Origin of the sequence: Cupriavidus sp. KK10, assembly GCF_018223725.1 — a bacterium.
GTDB classification, from domain to species: domain Bacteria; phylum Pseudomonadota; class Gammaproteobacteria; order Burkholderiales; family Burkholderiaceae; genus Cupriavidus; species Cupriavidus necator.
In genome coordinates, this window is record NZ_CP073678.1 from 1,247,103 (window position 1) to 1,262,976 (window position 15,874).

Here is a 15,874-nt window from a genome sequence, read left to right on the forward strand (position 1 = left end):
TCGTATGCGATGACAACACAGGTCGGACCGGGGCTCGCCAAACCTGAATTACAGAGAGAGCTTTTAGCTCGTGGGCGGAATGAGGTGCGAGTCAGCGGATTTCATAGGGGCCCGCAGCGCGTCAGGCTGCAACAAGGCCGAATGTAGAGCTGCAACCTATCCTGTCAGTCAGCGCGCACGAAAACCTTCGCAAACGGGGGACGTCCAGGTAGACCTCTGTAATGCGGTAGCCAACCCGCGAATATCCAGTGTGAGCCACCGTCGAGACTTACTGCTACGTTGCCCTCAGGAAATTCAGATCAAACGCACAAACCAGAAACCAAAGACCAATCCCGATTGACACGGGAAGTCATATCAGTATCTAGAGAACACCTTGCGGACCGACTTTAAAATGCGTATAAGTCAATCGTGACTTGAAAATTGGAGACGAAGAGATGGCGACGTATAAAGAACTGATTGTGCAAAAACAAGCTTTGGAAGCACAGATCGAAGAGGCACGCGCCACCGAGGTCGCGAGCGTCATCGAACAGATTCGCGGCTTGATGTCTCAGTATGGTCTGTCGCCGGAAGATGTCGCGCCGCGGCGCCGTCGGGGCAGGCCCGCCGGCACCGCCTCCGCTCCCGCGGAAAAGGAGCCGCTGCCGCCGAAGTATATGGATCCCAAGACCGGGAAAACCTGGTCCGGACGAGGCCGGGCGCCTGCATGGTTGGGCAAACGTCCCGAGCGTTTCCTCATCCCGCAGGAATGACCGGTCGCACGCGGGCCCCCACGCGCGCCGGCGACTTGATAGGACCTCCGAAGAGGACGTGGGGAGGCAGGCTAAGGAGGATTTTCGCCGCGTCCACGAGCCTGCCGAGACATCCGCTGACGGAAATGGCTGCACTCCGTGACGGCGCCCGCGACGTGGGCGATCAACGTTCTCCTCGATGCCGCGGCGCAAAAAAGCTCGCGATCCGGTAGAAGAGAGCCGTAGAACGAAAAATCGATTAACCGCTGTGAGTTGCCCGCGCTTCGTATTCGCCAAGGCGCCTGGGCCGGCAGTCGTCCCGCATTCCTGCGTAGCGGGGCGTGTCGGATCCCCAAAAGAAAGAGGTGGCTAAAAGCGGCGTCTGCCCCATCGATTTCGACACCGTGGTGGCGGCGCTGCCGGCGGCCAGCCGCTGCATGAATGGGCCCGTCACGCTGGCCAAGGCACGCTCGCCAGTGATGATGCCAGGGCGCCAGCTATTTTGGCCGCTCTCCCCGGTGAAAGACGCCTACCAGTTCTTCCAGAAGGTCGAGTAGCAGAGCGAAATTGATGTGCTCGGCATGCTATGCAGCAAGTTGGTTGCCTATGACGCGATCCACGGAAGCGGGTTAAATTTGATGGGCACTATCGTCTATTCCGAGCACATTGCCCTCGGGCAGCCACACGCCTGTCATCCAGGCGGTCATGGGCTGGACGGACGAACATCTGCACCAGTTCACCATTCGTGGCCGGCGGTACGGCGAAGCCCGTGAGGGCGCTATGCGGTTTTCCATGGTGACAACCGCCCTGACGCTGAGCGAACGTCAGCGCTTGGGGTCGGTCTTGAGGGAAAAGTCAAGAAACTCCTGCTTCGGCAGCTTTGGTACCTTAAACAGAATGAAGCCATAGCCCAATGCGGTATGACACGCGTTACAAGCGTTCACCGCCGCCGAGAAACGGTGATTAAATTGGTTGATGTTTTGCTTTTCAATGGCTTGAGCCAGCGGTGCGAGGTAGGTTTCCTCATTGGCCTTTAGCATTGGTGCGTGCTGCGGTCTGGTTATTTCTCCCACTTCCTGAGCTTCAAGAAGCTCCTTGAGCTGGTATTGCGCCAAGCTCCAATTGCCACCATTGGCTGCCCAATAGATATTAGTAAAACGGTAACCCATCTCATGCATCACAGTCCCGAGCCCCGGTTGTATGGACGCAAGGGTCTTAACCCGGTTCTCCAGGGGGCCTTGCTCGATGCTTTTTTCAGGTTCTCCCTTGGCCTGTGCTGCGGACAATGTTCCAAGGCAGAGGCAAAGGAGTATGAATAGTCCGCGAAGCATGATGTTCCCTCTCTTGGGTGCTAAATCGTGCGTGTTGATTCTTCAGCTACGCCAGCCTCGGATGCTTGCCGAACACAGACGCCAATTCACAATAGATCACGTTGACAAAAACACAAGACCGTACAAGAGGGGAGGCCCTACGCCTCGAAGATCGATGCACGGGAGGTCGTCCCACCCGCGCTCTCCGATAATCCACAAGCTTATTCTCCGCGACGAGGCGACTGCGTAATGGATTCACCGCCGACTCTAATCTGGGCATCGTTCTTGATCCCGCTGGCGGATAAGCAATATAGCGGAGTTCTATCGCTTCGCATCCCGCCGGAGTTGCATCGTTCCTTGGCGACTCAGGCGGCGGAGCAAGGCGTCAGCATTAACCGTCTGGTCAGCGCTCGCCTGGCGGTTCTGGCATAGGAAATGCGGATCCAAATTTCCCGGTGAAAGCGGCGTGGGCACCATACTGCCGCCTGACAACATGAAAGTGCCGCATAAGGAATTTGGCGCATAAAAAAATCAACGAGTTCAGAGAATCATTGGAGCCGTTCGACGAGGCTGGCGGGCTCGCCCACGTTTGTCAACAAGCAGAAGAAAAGTGGTAGTGGGGCGGGGGAGACGACGGCAAGATTTTCCACGCGAGTTCGCCGTCGTCACACAAATTGCGGAAGACCCTTACGACTTCGATCTCCGCCAGGTAGTGGCATCGCTCAAGCCTTCAACAACCACTGCGCGTTGCCCCGTCAAGAACGTCTCACCTAGACTTGACCTTGATCAAGGCGGCGAGATTGGGCCACCGTCTAGCCTTCCCAATTTGGCGACCCCCCACGCCCGCGTAAGGAGAGAGGCAATGCTGACCCAGCAGACAAAGGACATCGTGAAGGCCACGGCACCGGTTCTGGCCACACACGGTTACGACATCATCAAGTGCTTCTATAAGCGCATGTTCGAAGCGCATCCCGAACTGAAGAATGTGTTCAACATGGCTCATCAGGAACAAGGCCAGCAGCAACAGGCGCTGGCGCGGGCGGTCTATGCATATGCCGAGAATATCGAGGACCCGAGCAGTCTGCTGGCCGTATTGAAGAACATTGCCAACAAGCATGCGAGTCTCGGCGTCAGGCCGGAACAATACCCCATTGTTGGGGAACACCTGCTGGCAGCGATCAAGGAAGTCTTGGGCGATGCCGCAACCGACGACATTATTTCCGCATGGGCGCAAGCCTATGGGAATCTGGCCAATGTCCTGATGGGCATGGAAAGCGAGTTATACGAGCGTTCTGCGGAACAACCGGGCGGCTGGAAGGGATGGCGCAACTTTGTGGTTCGCGAGAAGCGCCCCGAAAGCGACGTGATCACGTCATTTATCCTTGAGCCGGTCGATGGTGGTCCGTTGTTGAACTTCGAACCCGGCCAATACACCAGTGTCGCGATTGATGTGCCCGCGCTCGGCTTGCAGCAAATTCGCCAGTACAGCCTGTCGGATATGCCAAACGGACGCAGCTATCGCATCTCCGTCAAACGGGAAGCTGGCGGGACGCAGCCACCGGGCTATGTTTCGAACCTGCTGCACGATCACGTCAATGTCGGGGATGAGGTCAGGCTGGCTGCGCCGTATGGGAGCTTCCATATCGATGTCAATGCGAGAACACCCATCGTATTGATCAGCGGCGGCGTGGGGCTGACACCCATGATCAGCATGCTCAAGAACGCATTGCAGGAACCGCCGAGGCAAGTGGTTTTTGTGCATGGGGCACGCAACAGTGCCGTACACGCCATGCGTGACCGGCTGCGTGAGGCAGCTAAGGCGTACGAAAACTTCGATCTTTTTGTGTTCTATGACCAGCCGCTATCGGAAGATGTCCAAGGCCGGGACTACGACTACCCGGGATTGGTCGATGTGAAGCTGATCGAGAAATCGATCCTGCTGCCTGACGCCGACTATTACATCTGCGGTCCGATTCCGTTTATGCGGATGCAGCATGATGCACTCAAGAAGCTGGGCGTCCATGAGGGATGCATCCATTACGAAGTGTTTGGTCCAGACCTTTTTGCTGAATAGCAGGACGGCGGTGGGGAGCAGTCAGGGTACAGGCTGCCAGGAATGCTTCCCATTGGCACAATCTACGGCATACGGCGACCATGCGGCTGGTGACAAGGTTACGCGCGCTGGCTGCCGTATCCGGCCATCACAACCTGACCATGCTGCAGCCTGAAGCGGCACTACTATCCGTCGACCGCCGACTTCTCAAGAAAGATCGGCTGACCCAACAGGCGAGCGCCTGTGTTCCTGTTAGCCCTGGCCCGGGAATTGCGGAGACTGTGGACACCGTTCGAGCTCGGGACCAAGTGGCGTCTCTCTCTTGGCCCCTCTTGGGCAGAACGGCCGTCGTCGGCTGATCCGTGATCCTGCGGTGAACCTCGTGTTCTAAAGTGCAGCGTGACCCTGCTGCACGAGGACGACTCTTACGTCCTCATAGAGCATGCGCATTGGCGCACAGTTCCCTGGTTGCCACCCCCCCCGGAAGGGGTGTGGCAACGGGTTTTCCTGCAAACAAGCTCGCTTCCGCATTGCCAGAGCGGGCTTTTTTTGTTTGTAGGAACCCTCGACACAGGAGCTGAGCATGCTGTCTGCCATCGAACAGAATTCCGAGATTCGTGCCGCGATTGCGGCCATGCTCGCCCGCCGGCGGTCCGACTATGTCGGCCAGCCCAGTGCTGAGTTTGGGTGAAGCCGCTCATGTGGCCTGTCTAGCGGAGCGCGCCCAAGCGGCGTTCCTTTCCCAAGTAACGACCCGGCGCGGGGCCGACACAGCCCTGCGTCTTCGGGAGCATGCTGCATCCATTCGCGCTGCCGTCGTTCAAGTCCTTGAACGCAGGAGAAGCGCACTATGCAACGAACCATTGGCTACACCGACTTCGGGCATCCCCGCAGTCTCATAGAAGAGCGGCCCGCGCGGCCGCCCATCATTGGCAAGATCTGCCCCGGTAGCAAGGTTCTCACCAAGGCCGCGCCCACGCGCCGGCGCTGCGCGTGCTGGCCGAGCGTATCCGTGAGCTCTCCGATCACATGCCGGTGGTGATGCTGCAGGGCACGTTCTCGCACGAGCCGGCCGGCACGCTGGATCTGTTTCGCCTCGTAGGCAACCGCCATCCGGTCTATATCGCCGACCGCATCCACCAGGTCGCGCTGCACGAAGGCGGTTTCACCCCGTCGGTAGGTGCGCTCTTCACGCCGATGGAGATCGAGGTGCTGCTGGCCGATGGCATGCCGGACGTGGTCTTTACCTGCGTGCCGACGGTGAACAGGGCGATGCTCGCCGTCGCCGTCGGGACATCCGATGCGGCGACTGCGGTAGGGTGGGACCATCTGGCAGCCTATCTGCCCGCCGCGGGGACCGTGAACCCGCTCGCTGCGCGCGCGTGGCATCCGCACGATGGGTATCTCACACGGTACTGTCAACGGTTGCCAGACGAAGCACGGCGTGCCGATGGCCGGATTCGATCATGAATTCACCATTGGAGCGCTGTTCGACGCCGAATGCGACGGCTTCATGCTCGGCCATATCCACCGCGCCCAGCAATGGGATCGCGAGGGGCGGCTGGTCGCTATCCGGGCTCGATCGGGCGCTTCCACTACGGCGAAATCGGTGACAAGACCTATCTGCAATGGCGCGTCGCGCCAGGGCAGGCAGAGACAAGACCGGTGGCGACGCCGGCACGCGAGACGCTGTGCATCGACTTCGACGGGCCGCCCGCATGGCGCAGCTCACTCGCGTAGCAGCTGAAGCGGCCGACAAGTTCGTGTGTATCCGCTGGGTCGTGGACGAGGAGCACCGCCAAATAGTCGATCGCGACGCCATAGGCGCCCTGTGTGCCGGTGCGGCCGAGGTCAAGCTCTCTACGCCAGCCAGTGGAGCGCGCTGGAACCCAAGGGACTATGCGGCTGCACGGCATGGCCAGACGTGATCGCGCTAGCCCGCCAGCTCGGTCAGAGCGACGACATCACGTTTGGCCTGCGCGAGGCCTTCCTGAGCCACGTCAAGCATGGGCTTTCTGGCCGCAAGCGCGGTGGACCTGATCATCGGTATCGATCTGGCTGACCAGTCCTTCCAAGGGGCAGGCGGCCCGACAGCGGCGGCGCGTTGTCTGCGCCAGTTGGCCAATGAGATTGAGGCCAATGTGTCGAACTTCGCGGACTGCCGCGAGGGCCAGCGTATTGCCGGAACCGAAAGCGGGAGCGGCTGCGTGGCTTACCTCGCGGACGTGTAGCCCGCTCCAATCAACTCATGGGGCGCTGCCCCAGTCCATGCAAAAACCCCGACCTCGCGAGATGCCGGGGCTTTCTTTTGCCCAGTGGGACGATGGGGTAGCTTACAAGGCGGCGTCCTTTAGCTTCTTCAGCGGACGCACCTTCACCTTCACGCTGGCTGGCTTGGCAGCAAACCATTGATCCTGGCCGGTGAACGGGTTCTTGCCGAAACGCTTCTTGGTGGCCGGCACTTGAATGGCCGCCACTTTGAACAGGCCTGGCAGGGTGAACTCGCCAGCGCCCTTCTTGTGGACCGCGCTCAGCACGGTATTTTCCAGGTGAGCCAGCACGGTCTGCACGGTCTTCTTGTCCAGCTCGGTCTGGGCAACCAAGTGTGCCAGCAGGCTGGACTTGTTGAAGGTGTCCTTGATCGGCTTTGCGACCGGCGCGGCCGCTGCACCGTTTTTGGTCGGAGCGGCCTTCTTGGCGGGGGCAGCCTTCTTTGCAGCGGTCTTCGTTGCGGTCTTTGCTACGGGTTTAGCTTTCGTGGCCATGGTCGTATCGGGTTGGAGATGCGCGCCTGCAGGCCGGTACTGGCATGCAGCGCACCAGCGAAGGATAGCAAAAGCCGGCATCCTTGCAAGCGGGAAATTCCCCGCAGTTCACTTGCTGACCCGGCGCGAAAGGGCCCGGGATGCGCGGCGTAAACGCGCGGCTGCCGCCTCCACCTGGCTCCAGTCGTGATGCCACCACGCGATGATGGCCGCCGCGGCGGTATTCTCCGCGCCGGCAACGGCCACGACTTCTGCCGCGACAGCGGCCCACCAGGCATCGCCTTCGCCGTAGGACGCGTTCGGTTCAATCGCGCGGCGGTAGAGGGCCTTGGCCGTTTCCAGCGGCATGTCCAAGGGACTCTCGTACAGCGCAGGCATTGCTGGTTTCTCCAGGGCGTTAGCCGCTGCGCCAGATCGCAGGCTGCTGGATGGTGGCAAAGATCCGGTCGCACGTGCGATTGCTGGCCAGCCCGAGCATCTGGCTGACTTCCTCGCGCGGGCGGCCGGCGAGCAGCTGGCGGCGGCAGAACGTATTGCGCAGCGTGCGCGGGCTCATCTCGACATCTGTGGCGCCGATCGTATTGAGCATCTCCGAGACGATCCGGCCGAGGCTCATGTCGGTGATCGGCTGGCCGTTCGGGCGCAGGGTAAAGAGGCGATCGCCCTTGATCGGTAGCGCCTTTCGGCGCGCCAGCCAGTCGCGCAGCAGCGGCTCGGCAAAGTCCGACAGATGCACGGTGCGAGCCTCCCTTGGACCCTGGGCTGGAACGAACAGGTACGACGGCGCGGCGTCGGGATGGAGGTCGCCCATACGCGCCACGCGCGCCTCGGCCGCCGTGATACCCGTCCCGAGAAAGATTGCCACGATGGCGCGGCTGCGCAGGCTGGCCAAGTCTTCGGTGGGGGATTGGAGGTAGGCCTGCAGGCGCTGGTCAGTTGTCGCATCGAGGTATTGCGGCGTGGGCTCTTCCTCTGGCCAGCGCACCGAGGCAAGCAAGCCTGCGGCGGGGTTGTCCTCGCGCACGCCGGCGAAGACGAGATGCCGGCACAAGCGATCCAGCAGCTTCACGTACCGCATGCGGGTGGCCTGCGAGTAGGTCTTCGCCTCCGGGGTCTGCCAGAAGGCTTCAATGTCGTCGGTGCCAAAGCTGGCCACCGACGTACCCCGGGCCAGCAGGTGCCGACGGAAGTGCTCGAACATCGCCCGGTGCTGCACGATCGAGCGCTCAGCAAAGGGGCGCCTGTCCGCGCCGGCCGCCTCGCGGGCCTGCCAGTCACGGTAAGCAAGCGTGGGGTTCGAGAGCCAGAGGATGTCCATTCCAGTCATAGGCGAAGTTATATACTGAATTTGACTTTCCCCCAACACCTTGCCGCCTCGCTGAGGCGGAATTGCTTGCAGCAGAGGGGGGTTTAAAGCGCGGTCTTCCATTGCGATTGCGCCGCGCAGACACGCGCGCTCGAGTCAGCGCATAGCGGGGATAGCTTGCGTCCAGCATCTCGGCGATCTCGCTCAGCCGTCGTTCCTGGGAGAAGCAACAAGCCAGCAGGCACCGGTCGGCGCAGTAGCGCAGGACTTCGTGCAGCAGGGCGTAGCGCTTTTCCTCGGGGAAATTCAAATTGTCCGCCTCGGCCCAGGCGCGAAAGCCGGCATGGGCCAGGGCGATCAGCGCCTCAGATGTGCCATGAAACGGCTGGAATAGGGCTTTTGCTTCAAGCGTTTGATAGAGATCGGTCACGCAGCCTCCTGTATCGTGAGTGGTTGCAAATCCTTGCCCCAGCGCGCGGAGATCTTCGTGCGGCCCCGAACGCTCTCCTCAACTTCCACATCGGTGGTCGTGGCTCTCGGACTTTTCAGCGTAGCGGCTCGGCTGAAAAGTCAAGGCGATGCGGCGCAGTATCGCGTTGCCACGGACGGCCGGTCGTCACGTCTGGGCCGATGGGGTTTTCGTACGCGAGATTTGTTGCGGTTGGCGGCATCAACTGCGGCTACCACTGCCACTACGGCGACAAGGAACGAACGGCGGTCCATCACGAGGGGTAATAATTTCACTTTCGTGAAAGTACAGTCCGGGGGGGCATTGCGCCACTGCGAGAGCCGGGGGCTAGCGCGCGGCGACTGAAGCGCGCAAGTCGCGATCTCGCGCAGCACGCGACGCAGCTCGACCTCTTCGAAGACAGCCGCGATATCATGCTTCGCAATGACGTGCTTGCCGCGCTTGAGCCCCTGATTACATCGCCAGTCATGCCGCACTCCGTGACACGTGCGAGGCCCTTTATTCGCCGAGCGAGCCAGCTGTCGTGCATTCCGGGATGTCGCGGGCAGGGCCTGGTGCATACCGCTGTGGCGGGCCGCCGCGCAAGCCGTCACCATTGCCATTTCACCGCGAGATGCCGGAATGGCATGCCGCACCGCTATGGATGCGCGCAGGGGAGTGCTCTGCGGCACGCGAGAGCATCAAGCAGATCGAGTTGTGGCGACGTATTCCCATCCCGCTCGCATGGATGGCCGAGACGGTCTACATCCTCCAAGGGCTGGAACCCGCGTGGCCGCTCCTGGTCGAGCTTGCCTGGCTGTCGCCGAAGCGGCTTGGCGGGCTAATGCAATCGCTCGGGGATCCGTCTTTGCTGGCGCTAAGGCGGCGATTCGATGCGAATTTCGACGGAGACGGCACCATCGAGGATCTTGCGTGGTTTCCAGCGTGGGCACTGACTGACAAACCGGGGCTGGCGGCTCTCCTGCGCGCGTCTGAGTCCTCGACGCATACATTGCCAGAGCAGGGGCTGCGGATCGTGCTTGACCTGTTGAGCCTCGAACATGAAGGCCGGCAGCATGAACTTCTCGAACGAAGAAAGACCCTGCGCGGCCTGCATCCGGGCCTGTTCAGGGCCTACATCCGGACGCGATAACTGTGTCAGGCCGCGGCCGCGAACAAACGTCTCTGGATCCGCGCACCTGGTATCCAAAGCATGGCTTACCAATGGGGCAGGGCACCCAGAGCGTGGGAGAATGATGCCCTTTCATGCGGATGCCGTGCTGGTGCCATTCCTTGGTACGCGCTGATCACGCCAACATTTGGCAAAAAGCGGCCCGGTGCGCAGACTGACAAGAGGGGCCACGTGCAGACCGTTGCGGTGCTTGATTTTGAAACGACAGGACTGTCGCCGAGTCGAGGTGACCGAGCGACGGAGATTGCTGTCATCCTGATGCGTGACGGAAATGTTGTCGACCGCTATCAAAGCTTGATGAATGCGGGTAGGCGGATCCCTGCTGAGGTGGTGCGCCTGACTGGCATTACCAACGAGATGATCGCATCGGCGCCCGCCGCATCGACGGTGATGCGTGAAGCAGCACAGTTCGTGGGCAACTATCCCGTGGTGGCCCACAACGCGGGATTTGACCGAAGGTTTTGGCAGGCGGAGCTGGCTCACCTCGGCATGTCGGCTCCGCAGTCGTTCGCCTGTACGATGCTTGTTGCGCGACGCGTTTACCCGCAGGCACAGAATCACAAGCTAGCGACGCTAGCGAAGATGCTGCACTTGCCGATGGCCGGCCGGGCGCACCGAGCAATGGCCGACGCTGAGGTCACCAGTGGCCTATGGTCTCGCCTCCAACACGATATCGCTGAGACCTACGGATTGGGGCAAATTGGTCATGACCTCATGACCCGTGTGCAAGCGACCAGCCGTGCCAACGTCGCAACCCTGCTGCGCTCGCTATGCACGGGTTAGCGGCCGTGGCCAAGTCTAAAGCAACCCCACACTGGGGACCGGTGGTAAGCCGTAGCCGGGGACCCAGTGAGATGATGTTGCCGCGCTCTTTGCGTAAGCGGAGCACGGGGCCCGCCCAATCAAACGCATCCCTTACCCGTGCTGGCTCGTAGAGTCGATGAGCCCAATCCGCTCCCGTATCTATTTGATTCTGAAGATCAGGAATCCGGCGCCTTTGACATCGCACTTCGCGTTCTTCTGTCCACGGAAAAAATGCGTGAGCATGGCGATCTAGCCGTGGAAATCCTTAACTCAAACTCCCGGTATCTCTACTGGACACCCGCACAGATGGTTGCGCACCATACAGTCAATGGCTGCAATCTGATGCCTGGAGATTTGATTGGCACAGGTACGATCTCCGGCCCGACGAATGCCGAACTGGGCAGCATGCTGGAACTGACTGTCGGTGGCCAGCAGCCAATCAACCTTCCAAATGGTGAGCGCCGAACGTTTTTACTTGAAGGCGACGAAGTGACTCTGCAAGGGCGATGCGAGAGGATGGGCTTTGCCTCCATTGGATTCGGATCATGTGCCGCGACAATTGTTGCGGGTCCGTAACAGTGCGCGTCCGCACCTAGTACACTCATTGCCAAGCTCTGCAGCTCGCTGGCTTCGCGCGTGGATGTTCGTTGTTTGCTGATGGGGGACAGTGTGCCGTCCACCCGTCCTCGACCCGTTCCCGCGCGCCGCATTCGAGGCAGCTGTCCGCTGCGGTTATCACCCTTTCGCGCGTAGCGCGATTGGGGGCCAAGAAAACTTGTCCCGAGGGTAGTTTCGGGTGCCTATTGGGCGGCGGATGACACGATGCAAGAAACAAGCTCAATGCCGACTGCCAGTGCGGTGTCGAGCAGACAGGAAACGCTGGATACGTGATCTGTACATTCTGTGTCGTGGGAGGACGGTGGGGGCGACCCCGCCTCCTACCCGATGGTCTATCCCACTCCCGACAGCCCCCAACTCTGCATCGAAAAGCGACTTCCCCCCAGTTGCTGGACACTGGCGACAGTGGTTGGATTGTGGGAGGGCTGACCGCCAGGTGATTGACATATCCACCGCTATCAGTGCGATGCATGATGGGCTGTCGGCCGACGCATGACCTGAATTTCCGGCCCAGTACGGGATTCGCAGGAACTTGCTACATTGCTGACTGCTGGCGAAAACAGTCCCACGCTGCTGCCCCGCTCACGGCAAACCGACAGACCAAGGAGACATCGAATGCACACCGCACTTCAACTTCGTTCGCAAATCAAGAGCAGCGGTGAACTCGCGCTGTCGCTGGACAGCATCGACACGCCGCACCCTGGCCCGGATGAAGTGCTCATCCGCATTGAAGCCTCTCCCCTCAACCCGTCCGATCTCGGCCTGCTGTTCGGTGCGGCCGACATGAGCACGGCCAAGGCCAGCGGCACGGCCGAGCGCCCCATAGTCACCGCGCGCGTTCCGGAAGGCGCGATGCGCAGCATGGCGGGCCGCCTGGATGCGTCCATGCCGGTTGGCAATGAGGGCGCGGGCGTGGTCGTCGATGCAGGCTCGTCCCCTGCGGCGCAAGCCTTGATGGGCAAGACCGTGGCTGCCATCGGCGGCGCGATGTACTCGCAGTACCGTTGCATTTCCGCGGACCAGTGCCTGGTCCTGCCCGAAGGCGCCACACCTGCTGACGGCGCATCGTCATTCGTCAACCCGCTCACCGCACTGGGCATGATCGAGACCATGCGGCTCGAAGGACATAGCGCCCTGGTGCACACCGCCGCGGCCTCCAACCTGGGCCAGATGCTCAATCAGATCTGTCTCAAGGATGGCATCGAGCTGGTGAACATAGTGCGCAAGCAAGAGCAGGCGGACCTGCTCAAGGCACAAGGTGCGGTCCACGTCTGCAACGCCGCGTCGCCCACGTTCATGCAGGACCTCACCGAGGCACTCGTCGCCACTGGCGCAACGATCGCGTTCGACGCCACGGGCGGCGGCAAGCTCGGCGGCCAGATCCTCACCTGCATGGAAGCGGCCTTGAACAAGACGGCCCGCGAATACAGCCGCTATGGCTCGACCACCCACAAGCAGGTCTACCTCTACGGCGGCCTGGACACAAGCCCGACCGAGTTCAACCGCAACTTCGGCATGGCTTGGGGCATGGGCGGCTGGTTGCTGTTCCCGTTCCTGCAGAAGATCGGGCGCGAGCGGGCCAACGCGCTGAAGCAACGCGTGGTGGCGGAGCTGAAGACCACCTTTGCCAGCCACTACTCGAAAGAGATCTCGCTGGCCGAGGTGCTGGACCTGGACGTGATCGCCGTCTACAACAAGCGCGCGACGGGGGAGAAGTACCTGATCAACCCGAACAAGGGCCTGGCCGGATAAATCACCCCGGGGCACCTTGCGCGCCCACCGTGTCAAGAATCAGCCGCTGCGCCACAGCCAGCGGCGCGGCGGTGCCGGCCGGCAATGGGTGAGCGCTTTCCAGTTCCGCGGCGGTGTGGAAGCTCACTCAGGTGCTGCCCTGGCAGTCATCGCGCACCAGCACGCGCAGGGGCAAGTTCAGCGCAACGATGCGTGCCGCGAGCATCAACGGCGTTCCCCGCTTGGCGTTGCCATAGATCAGCACCTGCGTCGGCGGCATTGCCAGCCCGGCGTTGCGTGCAGCCTCAGCATGGTAGATCCGCGCGAAGATCGTCATGCCCTTGTCCAATTGGCCGGTCACGGCCGGCTGCTGCCGGTGATGCCGCGGCCCCGTCTCTGACCGACCCGTTGCCGTCATTCGCGTCCGGCGGATGGGACGACCGTTCCCAAAGTCTAACGGTCGTTGGTGGCTTGCACTGCCGGCAGGACTGCCTTCAGCGCTGCGGCCAATTCAGGTGCCCTTGCTTCATCTCTCAGGATCCTTGTCAGCCATGCCTCAAAGGTAGCCAATCTCGCTTGCTTCAGGTGTTGAGCTGCAAGGGCAAGCAACCCCTTGTTGTCATAGATGGTCAGTAGGCTACGCAAGTCCCCACATGCCAATGCGTCCTGAATCTTTTGAGTTGCTCCCGCGGCGAGGCCTGCGACATCCAGGCTTGCGGTCTGAGCTGTACTCCGCAATTAGCTCGCCGACACTTTTGGGGCCGGAAAGGTTGATCTTTTTCAACGTCCGATCGATTCGACGGCGACAGAACCTCACGACGACCTCGGCGGCGGCTGTCGGCGACTGCAAGGTGGCGAACATAGCCGCCCTCAGTTTGGATATGGGTCCGAAATATGGTTTCCCCACATGCCCGACTCGGGTGACCAAGCTTGCCCTATGCGGCTGGGGAGCTCCATCTCGCCACAGCTGGCCTGCCCGCGTCGCTTTGCGTGGTGGATTCCACGACGAGCCGCCGGCTCGGGATGGAGATTCTGCCAAGGACCTAAACGTTCGAAAGGTCCGTAATGGCTTCGCGGCTTCCCGCCAGTTCCCGCAATCTGAATTTCTGAATCTTGCCCGTTCCCGTCTTTGGAAGTACCCCGTAAATGACCCTCACCGGGCACTTGTAGTGGGCCAGGTGCTCACGACAGAAGCGGATGATGTCAGCTTGGTCTGGGGCAGCGACGCCGGGCTTCAGCTCAATGAACGCGCAAGGTGACTCTCCCCACTTCGCGTCTGGTTGAGCGACTACAGCAGCGATCAGGACAGCCGGATGCCGATGGAGAACGTCTTCGACTTCCACCGAAGAAATGTTCTCACCACCAGAGATGATGACGTCCTTCGAGCGGTCCGTAATCTGGATATAGCCGTCCGGATGCATCACAGCGACGTCGCCTGTGTGGAACCAGCCCCCATTGAATGCGCTGGCAGTGGCCTCGGGATTCTTGAGGTAGCCCTTCATCACGATGTTGCCGCGGAGCAAGAGCTCACCTTGAGTTTTGCCATCCCGGGGCACAGGCTCGCAAGTGACTGGGTCAGCAACACGAAGGTCTTCCAAGCCGGAGGCCCGATTGCCCTGGCGAGCCATGAGGCGCGCTTTCTCATCCATCGGCTTATCGCTCCATGCCGTGTTGATGAAGCTGCTCACCGGGGTGCCGGATGCTTCCGTAATGCCGTAGACGTGTTCAACTTCGAACCCCATCTCGATCACTGACTTCAGCACTGCTGCAGGCGGCGGTGAGCCGGCCGTTCTAACTCGGACAGTACGCTGCAGTTGACAACGCTCAGCATCAGAAGAGTTGGCGAGCGATGCCAATACGATCGGTGCTGCGCAGAAGTGATCCACGTCATGCTGCTTGATGGCGCCAAAGATATTCGCCGCGGTCACCTTTCGCAGGCAGACGTGCGTGCCGGCAGCGGCGGTGATCGCCCACGCGAAGCACCAGCCATTTGCGTGGAACAGGGGAAGCGTCCACAGATACACCGGCCGACGGGGCATGCCCCAATCCGTGAGTTGGAGCATGCTCATCAGGTAGGCGCCCCGATGGCTTGGTACGACGCCCTTCGGGTCCGATGTGGTGCCGGATGTGTAGTTCAAGGCGATCGCGTCCCATTCGTCCTCCGGCCATACGCCCGGAAAGTCAGCGTCACCTTCAGCGAGGAAGGTTTCGTACTCCATCTCGCCGATCAGATCGCCGGTGGGTGCTTCGATGTCAGCGATGTCGATGACCAGTGGCTCGTTCTCAATCTGTTCGAGCGCTTTTGCAGCGAGCGAAGAGAACTCCCTGTCGACAAAGAGAACCTTGCATTCGCCGTGGCGCAGGATAAAGCGGACGCCTTCGGCATCCAGCCGGCAGTTGATCGCATTGAGCACTGCGCCCGACAACGGGATGCCGTGATGTGCCTCGACCATGGCGGGAGTGTTGGGCGCGAGAATCGAAACCGTATCTCCACGCTTGATGCCCCGCTTGACGAGCGCGCTCGCCAGGCGCAGGCAGCGTTCTCGTGTTTGCTTCCACGTTTGCCGCATCGAGCCGTGAATGATCGCGATGTGATCGGGATATTGGTCGGCGCACCGATCAAGGAAGTGGAGCGGTGTCAGCGGGAGGTGATTTGCAGGGGTACGGCCAAGCCCGCTCTGATAAATGTTTCCGGTCATAGCGATGTCTCCACGTCGGGTTATGAATGCACGGCCCTGAGGGGTTCCCCGTTCCTCAAGCCACATCCCAATCTAGCGTTGGTCCAACGGGGTGAATGTCACCCCTGAGACATTTCCATGCGTCGAGTTCCGACCTTCAAAGAGGGAAACGATTGTCGGCTGCAAGACATTGGGGCTGAGAAACGCTCGCTAATCTGAATTCAAGTGGACGCGAGGTCCG

18 protein-coding genes and 1 pseudogene are annotated in these 15,874 nt (G+C 60.8%); 11 read left to right on the plus strand and 8 right to left on the minus strand.

Features of this window, described 5'->3' with window-relative positions:
* Positions 1-434: 434 nt before the first annotated feature.
* The 3 genes from KB879_RS37195 to KB879_RS37205 all read left to right on the plus strand — a co-directional run bounded on the left by KB879_RS37195 (position 435) and on the right by KB879_RS37205 (position 1,637).
* A complete protein-coding gene (locus KB879_RS37195) occupies positions 435-749 on the plus strand; it encodes an H-NS family nucleoid-associated regulatory protein (RefSeq protein WP_013959497.1) in 315 nt (104 codons plus the stop codon).
* Positions 750-1,069: 320 nt separating this feature from the next.
* A complete protein-coding gene (locus KB879_RS37200; RefSeq protein ID WP_211982873.1) occupies positions 1,070-1,285 on the plus strand; it encodes a hypothetical protein in 216 nt (71 codons plus the stop codon).
* A gap of 148 nt (positions 1,286-1,433) precedes the next feature.
* Entirely contained in the window at positions 1,434-1,637 is a 204-nt protein-coding gene (locus tag KB879_RS37205; protein ID WP_211982875.1) for a hypothetical protein, read from the plus strand.
* Here the strand turns inward: KB879_RS37205 and KB879_RS39955 are convergent.
* Positions 1,553-2,059: a hypothetical protein gene (locus tag KB879_RS39955; protein WP_249221401.1), complete on the minus strand. Its 507-nt coding sequence runs from the start codon at positions 2,057-2,059 to the stop codon at positions 1,553-1,555. The genes KB879_RS37205 and KB879_RS39955 overlap by 85 nt on opposite strands.
* Positions 2,060-2,287: 228 nt before the next feature.
* Here KB879_RS39955 and KB879_RS37215 point away from each other — a divergent pair, with 228 nt between their 5' ends.
* The 4 genes and pseudogenes from KB879_RS37215 (at position 2,288) to KB879_RS37235 (ending at position 6,322) form a co-directional block, all read left to right on the plus strand.
* On the plus strand, positions 2,288-2,470 hold the full coding sequence (locus tag KB879_RS37215) for a toxin-antitoxin system HicB family antitoxin (RefSeq protein ID WP_063712362.1): 183 nt from the start codon (positions 2,288-2,290) through the stop codon (positions 2,468-2,470).
* Positions 2,471-2,900: 430 nt separating this feature from the next.
* Positions 2,901-4,112, plus strand: a complete 1,212-nt coding sequence (gene hmpA / locus KB879_RS37220; RefSeq protein WP_211982877.1) for an NO-inducible flavohemoprotein — start codon at positions 2,901-2,903, stop codon at positions 4,110-4,112.
* 939 nt (positions 4,113-5,051) lie between these two features.
* Positions 5,052-5,950: pseudogene (locus tag KB879_RS37230) on the plus strand (exonuclease SbcCD subunit D); the annotation flags it as partial.
* Between the two features lie 147 nt (positions 5,951-6,097).
* Positions 6,098-6,322 (plus strand): cell division protein ZapA, encoded by a 225-nt coding sequence (locus tag KB879_RS37235; RefSeq protein WP_249221402.1) that lies wholly within the window; start codon positions 6,098-6,100, stop codon positions 6,320-6,322.
* A 102-nt stretch (positions 6,323-6,424) separates the two neighbouring features.
* On the opposite strand, the gene KB879_RS37240 is transcribed toward KB879_RS37235, so the two are convergent.
* The 4 genes from KB879_RS37240 to KB879_RS37255 form a co-directional block, all read right to left on the minus strand.
* The gene (locus KB879_RS37240) at positions 6,425-6,856 is read right to left on the minus strand and encodes an HU family DNA-binding protein (RefSeq protein ID WP_211984527.1); all 432 of its coding nucleotides are present in this window, start codon (positions 6,854-6,856) and stop codon (positions 6,425-6,427) included.
* Between the two features lie 108 nt (positions 6,857-6,964).
* Complete coding sequence (locus tag KB879_RS37245) at positions 6,965-7,204, minus strand: hypothetical protein (RefSeq protein ID WP_249221545.1); 240 nt, start codon at positions 7,202-7,204, stop codon at positions 6,965-6,967.
* Positions 7,205-7,253: 49 nt separating this feature from the next.
* Positions 7,254-8,183 carry a tyrosine-type recombinase/integrase gene (locus KB879_RS37250; RefSeq protein ID WP_211982881.1) on the minus strand — a complete coding sequence of 310 codons (930 nt, stop codon included), beginning with the start codon at positions 8,181-8,183 and terminating at the stop codon, positions 7,254-7,256.
* On the minus strand, positions 8,131-8,592 hold the full coding sequence (locus tag KB879_RS37255; RefSeq protein ID WP_211982883.1) for a hypothetical protein: 462 nt from the start codon (positions 8,590-8,592) through the stop codon (positions 8,131-8,133). The genes KB879_RS37250 and KB879_RS37255 overlap by 53 nt, the downstream gene beginning before the upstream one ends.
* Before the next feature lie 634 nt (positions 8,593-9,226).
* Between KB879_RS37255 and KB879_RS37260 the strand changes: the two genes are divergently transcribed.
* From KB879_RS37260 to KB879_RS37275, 4 genes are all read left to right on the plus strand, one after another.
* Positions 9,227-9,763 carry a hypothetical protein gene (locus KB879_RS37260; protein ID WP_249221404.1) on the plus strand — a complete coding sequence of 179 codons (537 nt, stop codon included), beginning with the start codon at positions 9,227-9,229 and terminating at the stop codon, positions 9,761-9,763.
* Positions 9,764-9,973: 210 nt separating this feature from the next.
* Complete coding sequence (locus KB879_RS37265) at positions 9,974-10,585, plus strand: PolC-type DNA polymerase III (RefSeq protein WP_013959282.1); 612 nt, start codon at positions 9,974-9,976, stop codon at positions 10,583-10,585.
* Positions 10,586-10,723: 138 nt separating this feature from the next.
* Positions 10,724-11,182, plus strand: coding sequence for a fumarylacetoacetate hydrolase family protein (locus tag KB879_RS37270; protein WP_211982885.1), 459 nt, complete (start codon positions 10,724-10,726; stop codon positions 11,180-11,182).
* Positions 11,183-11,839: 657 nt separating this feature from the next.
* Entirely contained in the window at positions 11,840-12,976 is a 1,137-nt protein-coding gene (locus tag KB879_RS37275; protein ID WP_211982887.1) for a zinc-binding dehydrogenase, read from the plus strand.
* Between the two features lies 1 nt (position 12,977).
* On the opposite strand, the gene KB879_RS40310 is transcribed toward KB879_RS37275, so the two are convergent.
* The 3 genes from KB879_RS40310 to KB879_RS37285 form a co-directional block, all read right to left on the minus strand.
* Positions 12,978-13,103, minus strand: a complete 126-nt coding sequence (locus KB879_RS40310; protein WP_256449350.1) for a hypothetical protein — start codon at positions 13,101-13,103, stop codon at positions 12,978-12,980.
* The gene (locus tag KB879_RS37280) at positions 13,104-13,292 is read right to left on the minus strand and encodes a DUF302 domain-containing protein (RefSeq protein ID WP_249221405.1); all 189 of its coding nucleotides are present in this window, start codon (positions 13,290-13,292) and stop codon (positions 13,104-13,106) included.
* A 706-nt stretch (positions 13,293-13,998) separates the two neighbouring features.
* Positions 13,999-15,654: an acyl-CoA synthetase gene (locus KB879_RS37285; protein ID WP_211982891.1), complete on the minus strand. Its 1,656-nt coding sequence runs from the start codon at positions 15,652-15,654 to the stop codon at positions 13,999-14,001.
* Between the last annotated feature and the right edge of the window lie 220 nt (positions 15,655-15,874).

Coding starts and splice junctions, on each gene's coding strand:
- KB879_RS37195 (WP_013959497.1), top strand. CDS start 435: ATGGCGACGTATAAAGAACTGATTGTGCAAAAACAAGCTTTGGAAGCA.
- KB879_RS37205 (WP_211982875.1), top strand. CDS start 1,434: ATGGGCTGGACGGACGAACATCTGCACCAGTTCACCATTCGTGGCCGG.
- KB879_RS39955 (WP_249221401.1), bottom strand. CDS start 2,059: ATGCTTCGCGGACTATTCATACTCCTTTGCCTCTGCCTTGGAACATTG.
- KB879_RS37215 (WP_063712362.1), top strand. CDS start 2,288: ATGGATTCACCGCCGACTCTAATCTGGGCATCGTTCTTGATCCCGCTG.
- hmpA (WP_211982877.1), top strand. CDS start 2,901: ATGCTGACCCAGCAGACAAAGGACATCGTGAAGGCCACGGCACCGGTT.
- KB879_RS37235 (WP_249221402.1), top strand. CDS start 6,098: ATGGGCTTTCTGGCCGCAAGCGCGGTGGACCTGATCATCGGTATCGAT.
- KB879_RS37240 (WP_211984527.1), bottom strand. CDS start 6,856: ATGGCCACGAAAGCTAAACCCGTAGCAAAGACCGCAACGAAGACCGCT.
- KB879_RS37245 (WP_249221545.1), bottom strand. CDS start 7,204: ATGCCGCTGGAAACGGCCAAGGCCCTCTACCGCCGCGCGATTGAACCG.
- KB879_RS37250 (WP_211982881.1), bottom strand. CDS start 8,183: ATGACTGGAATGGACATCCTCTGGCTCTCGAACCCCACGCTTGCTTAC.
- KB879_RS37275 (WP_211982887.1), top strand. CDS start 11,840: ATGCACACCGCACTTCAACTTCGTTCGCAAATCAAGAGCAGCGGTGAA.
- KB879_RS37280 (WP_249221405.1), bottom strand. CDS start 13,292: ATGACGATCTTCGCGCGGATCTACCATGCTGAGGCTGCACGCAACGCC.
- KB879_RS37285 (WP_211982891.1), bottom strand. CDS start 15,654: ATGACCGGAAACATTTATCAGAGCGGGCTTGGCCGTACCCCTGCAAAT.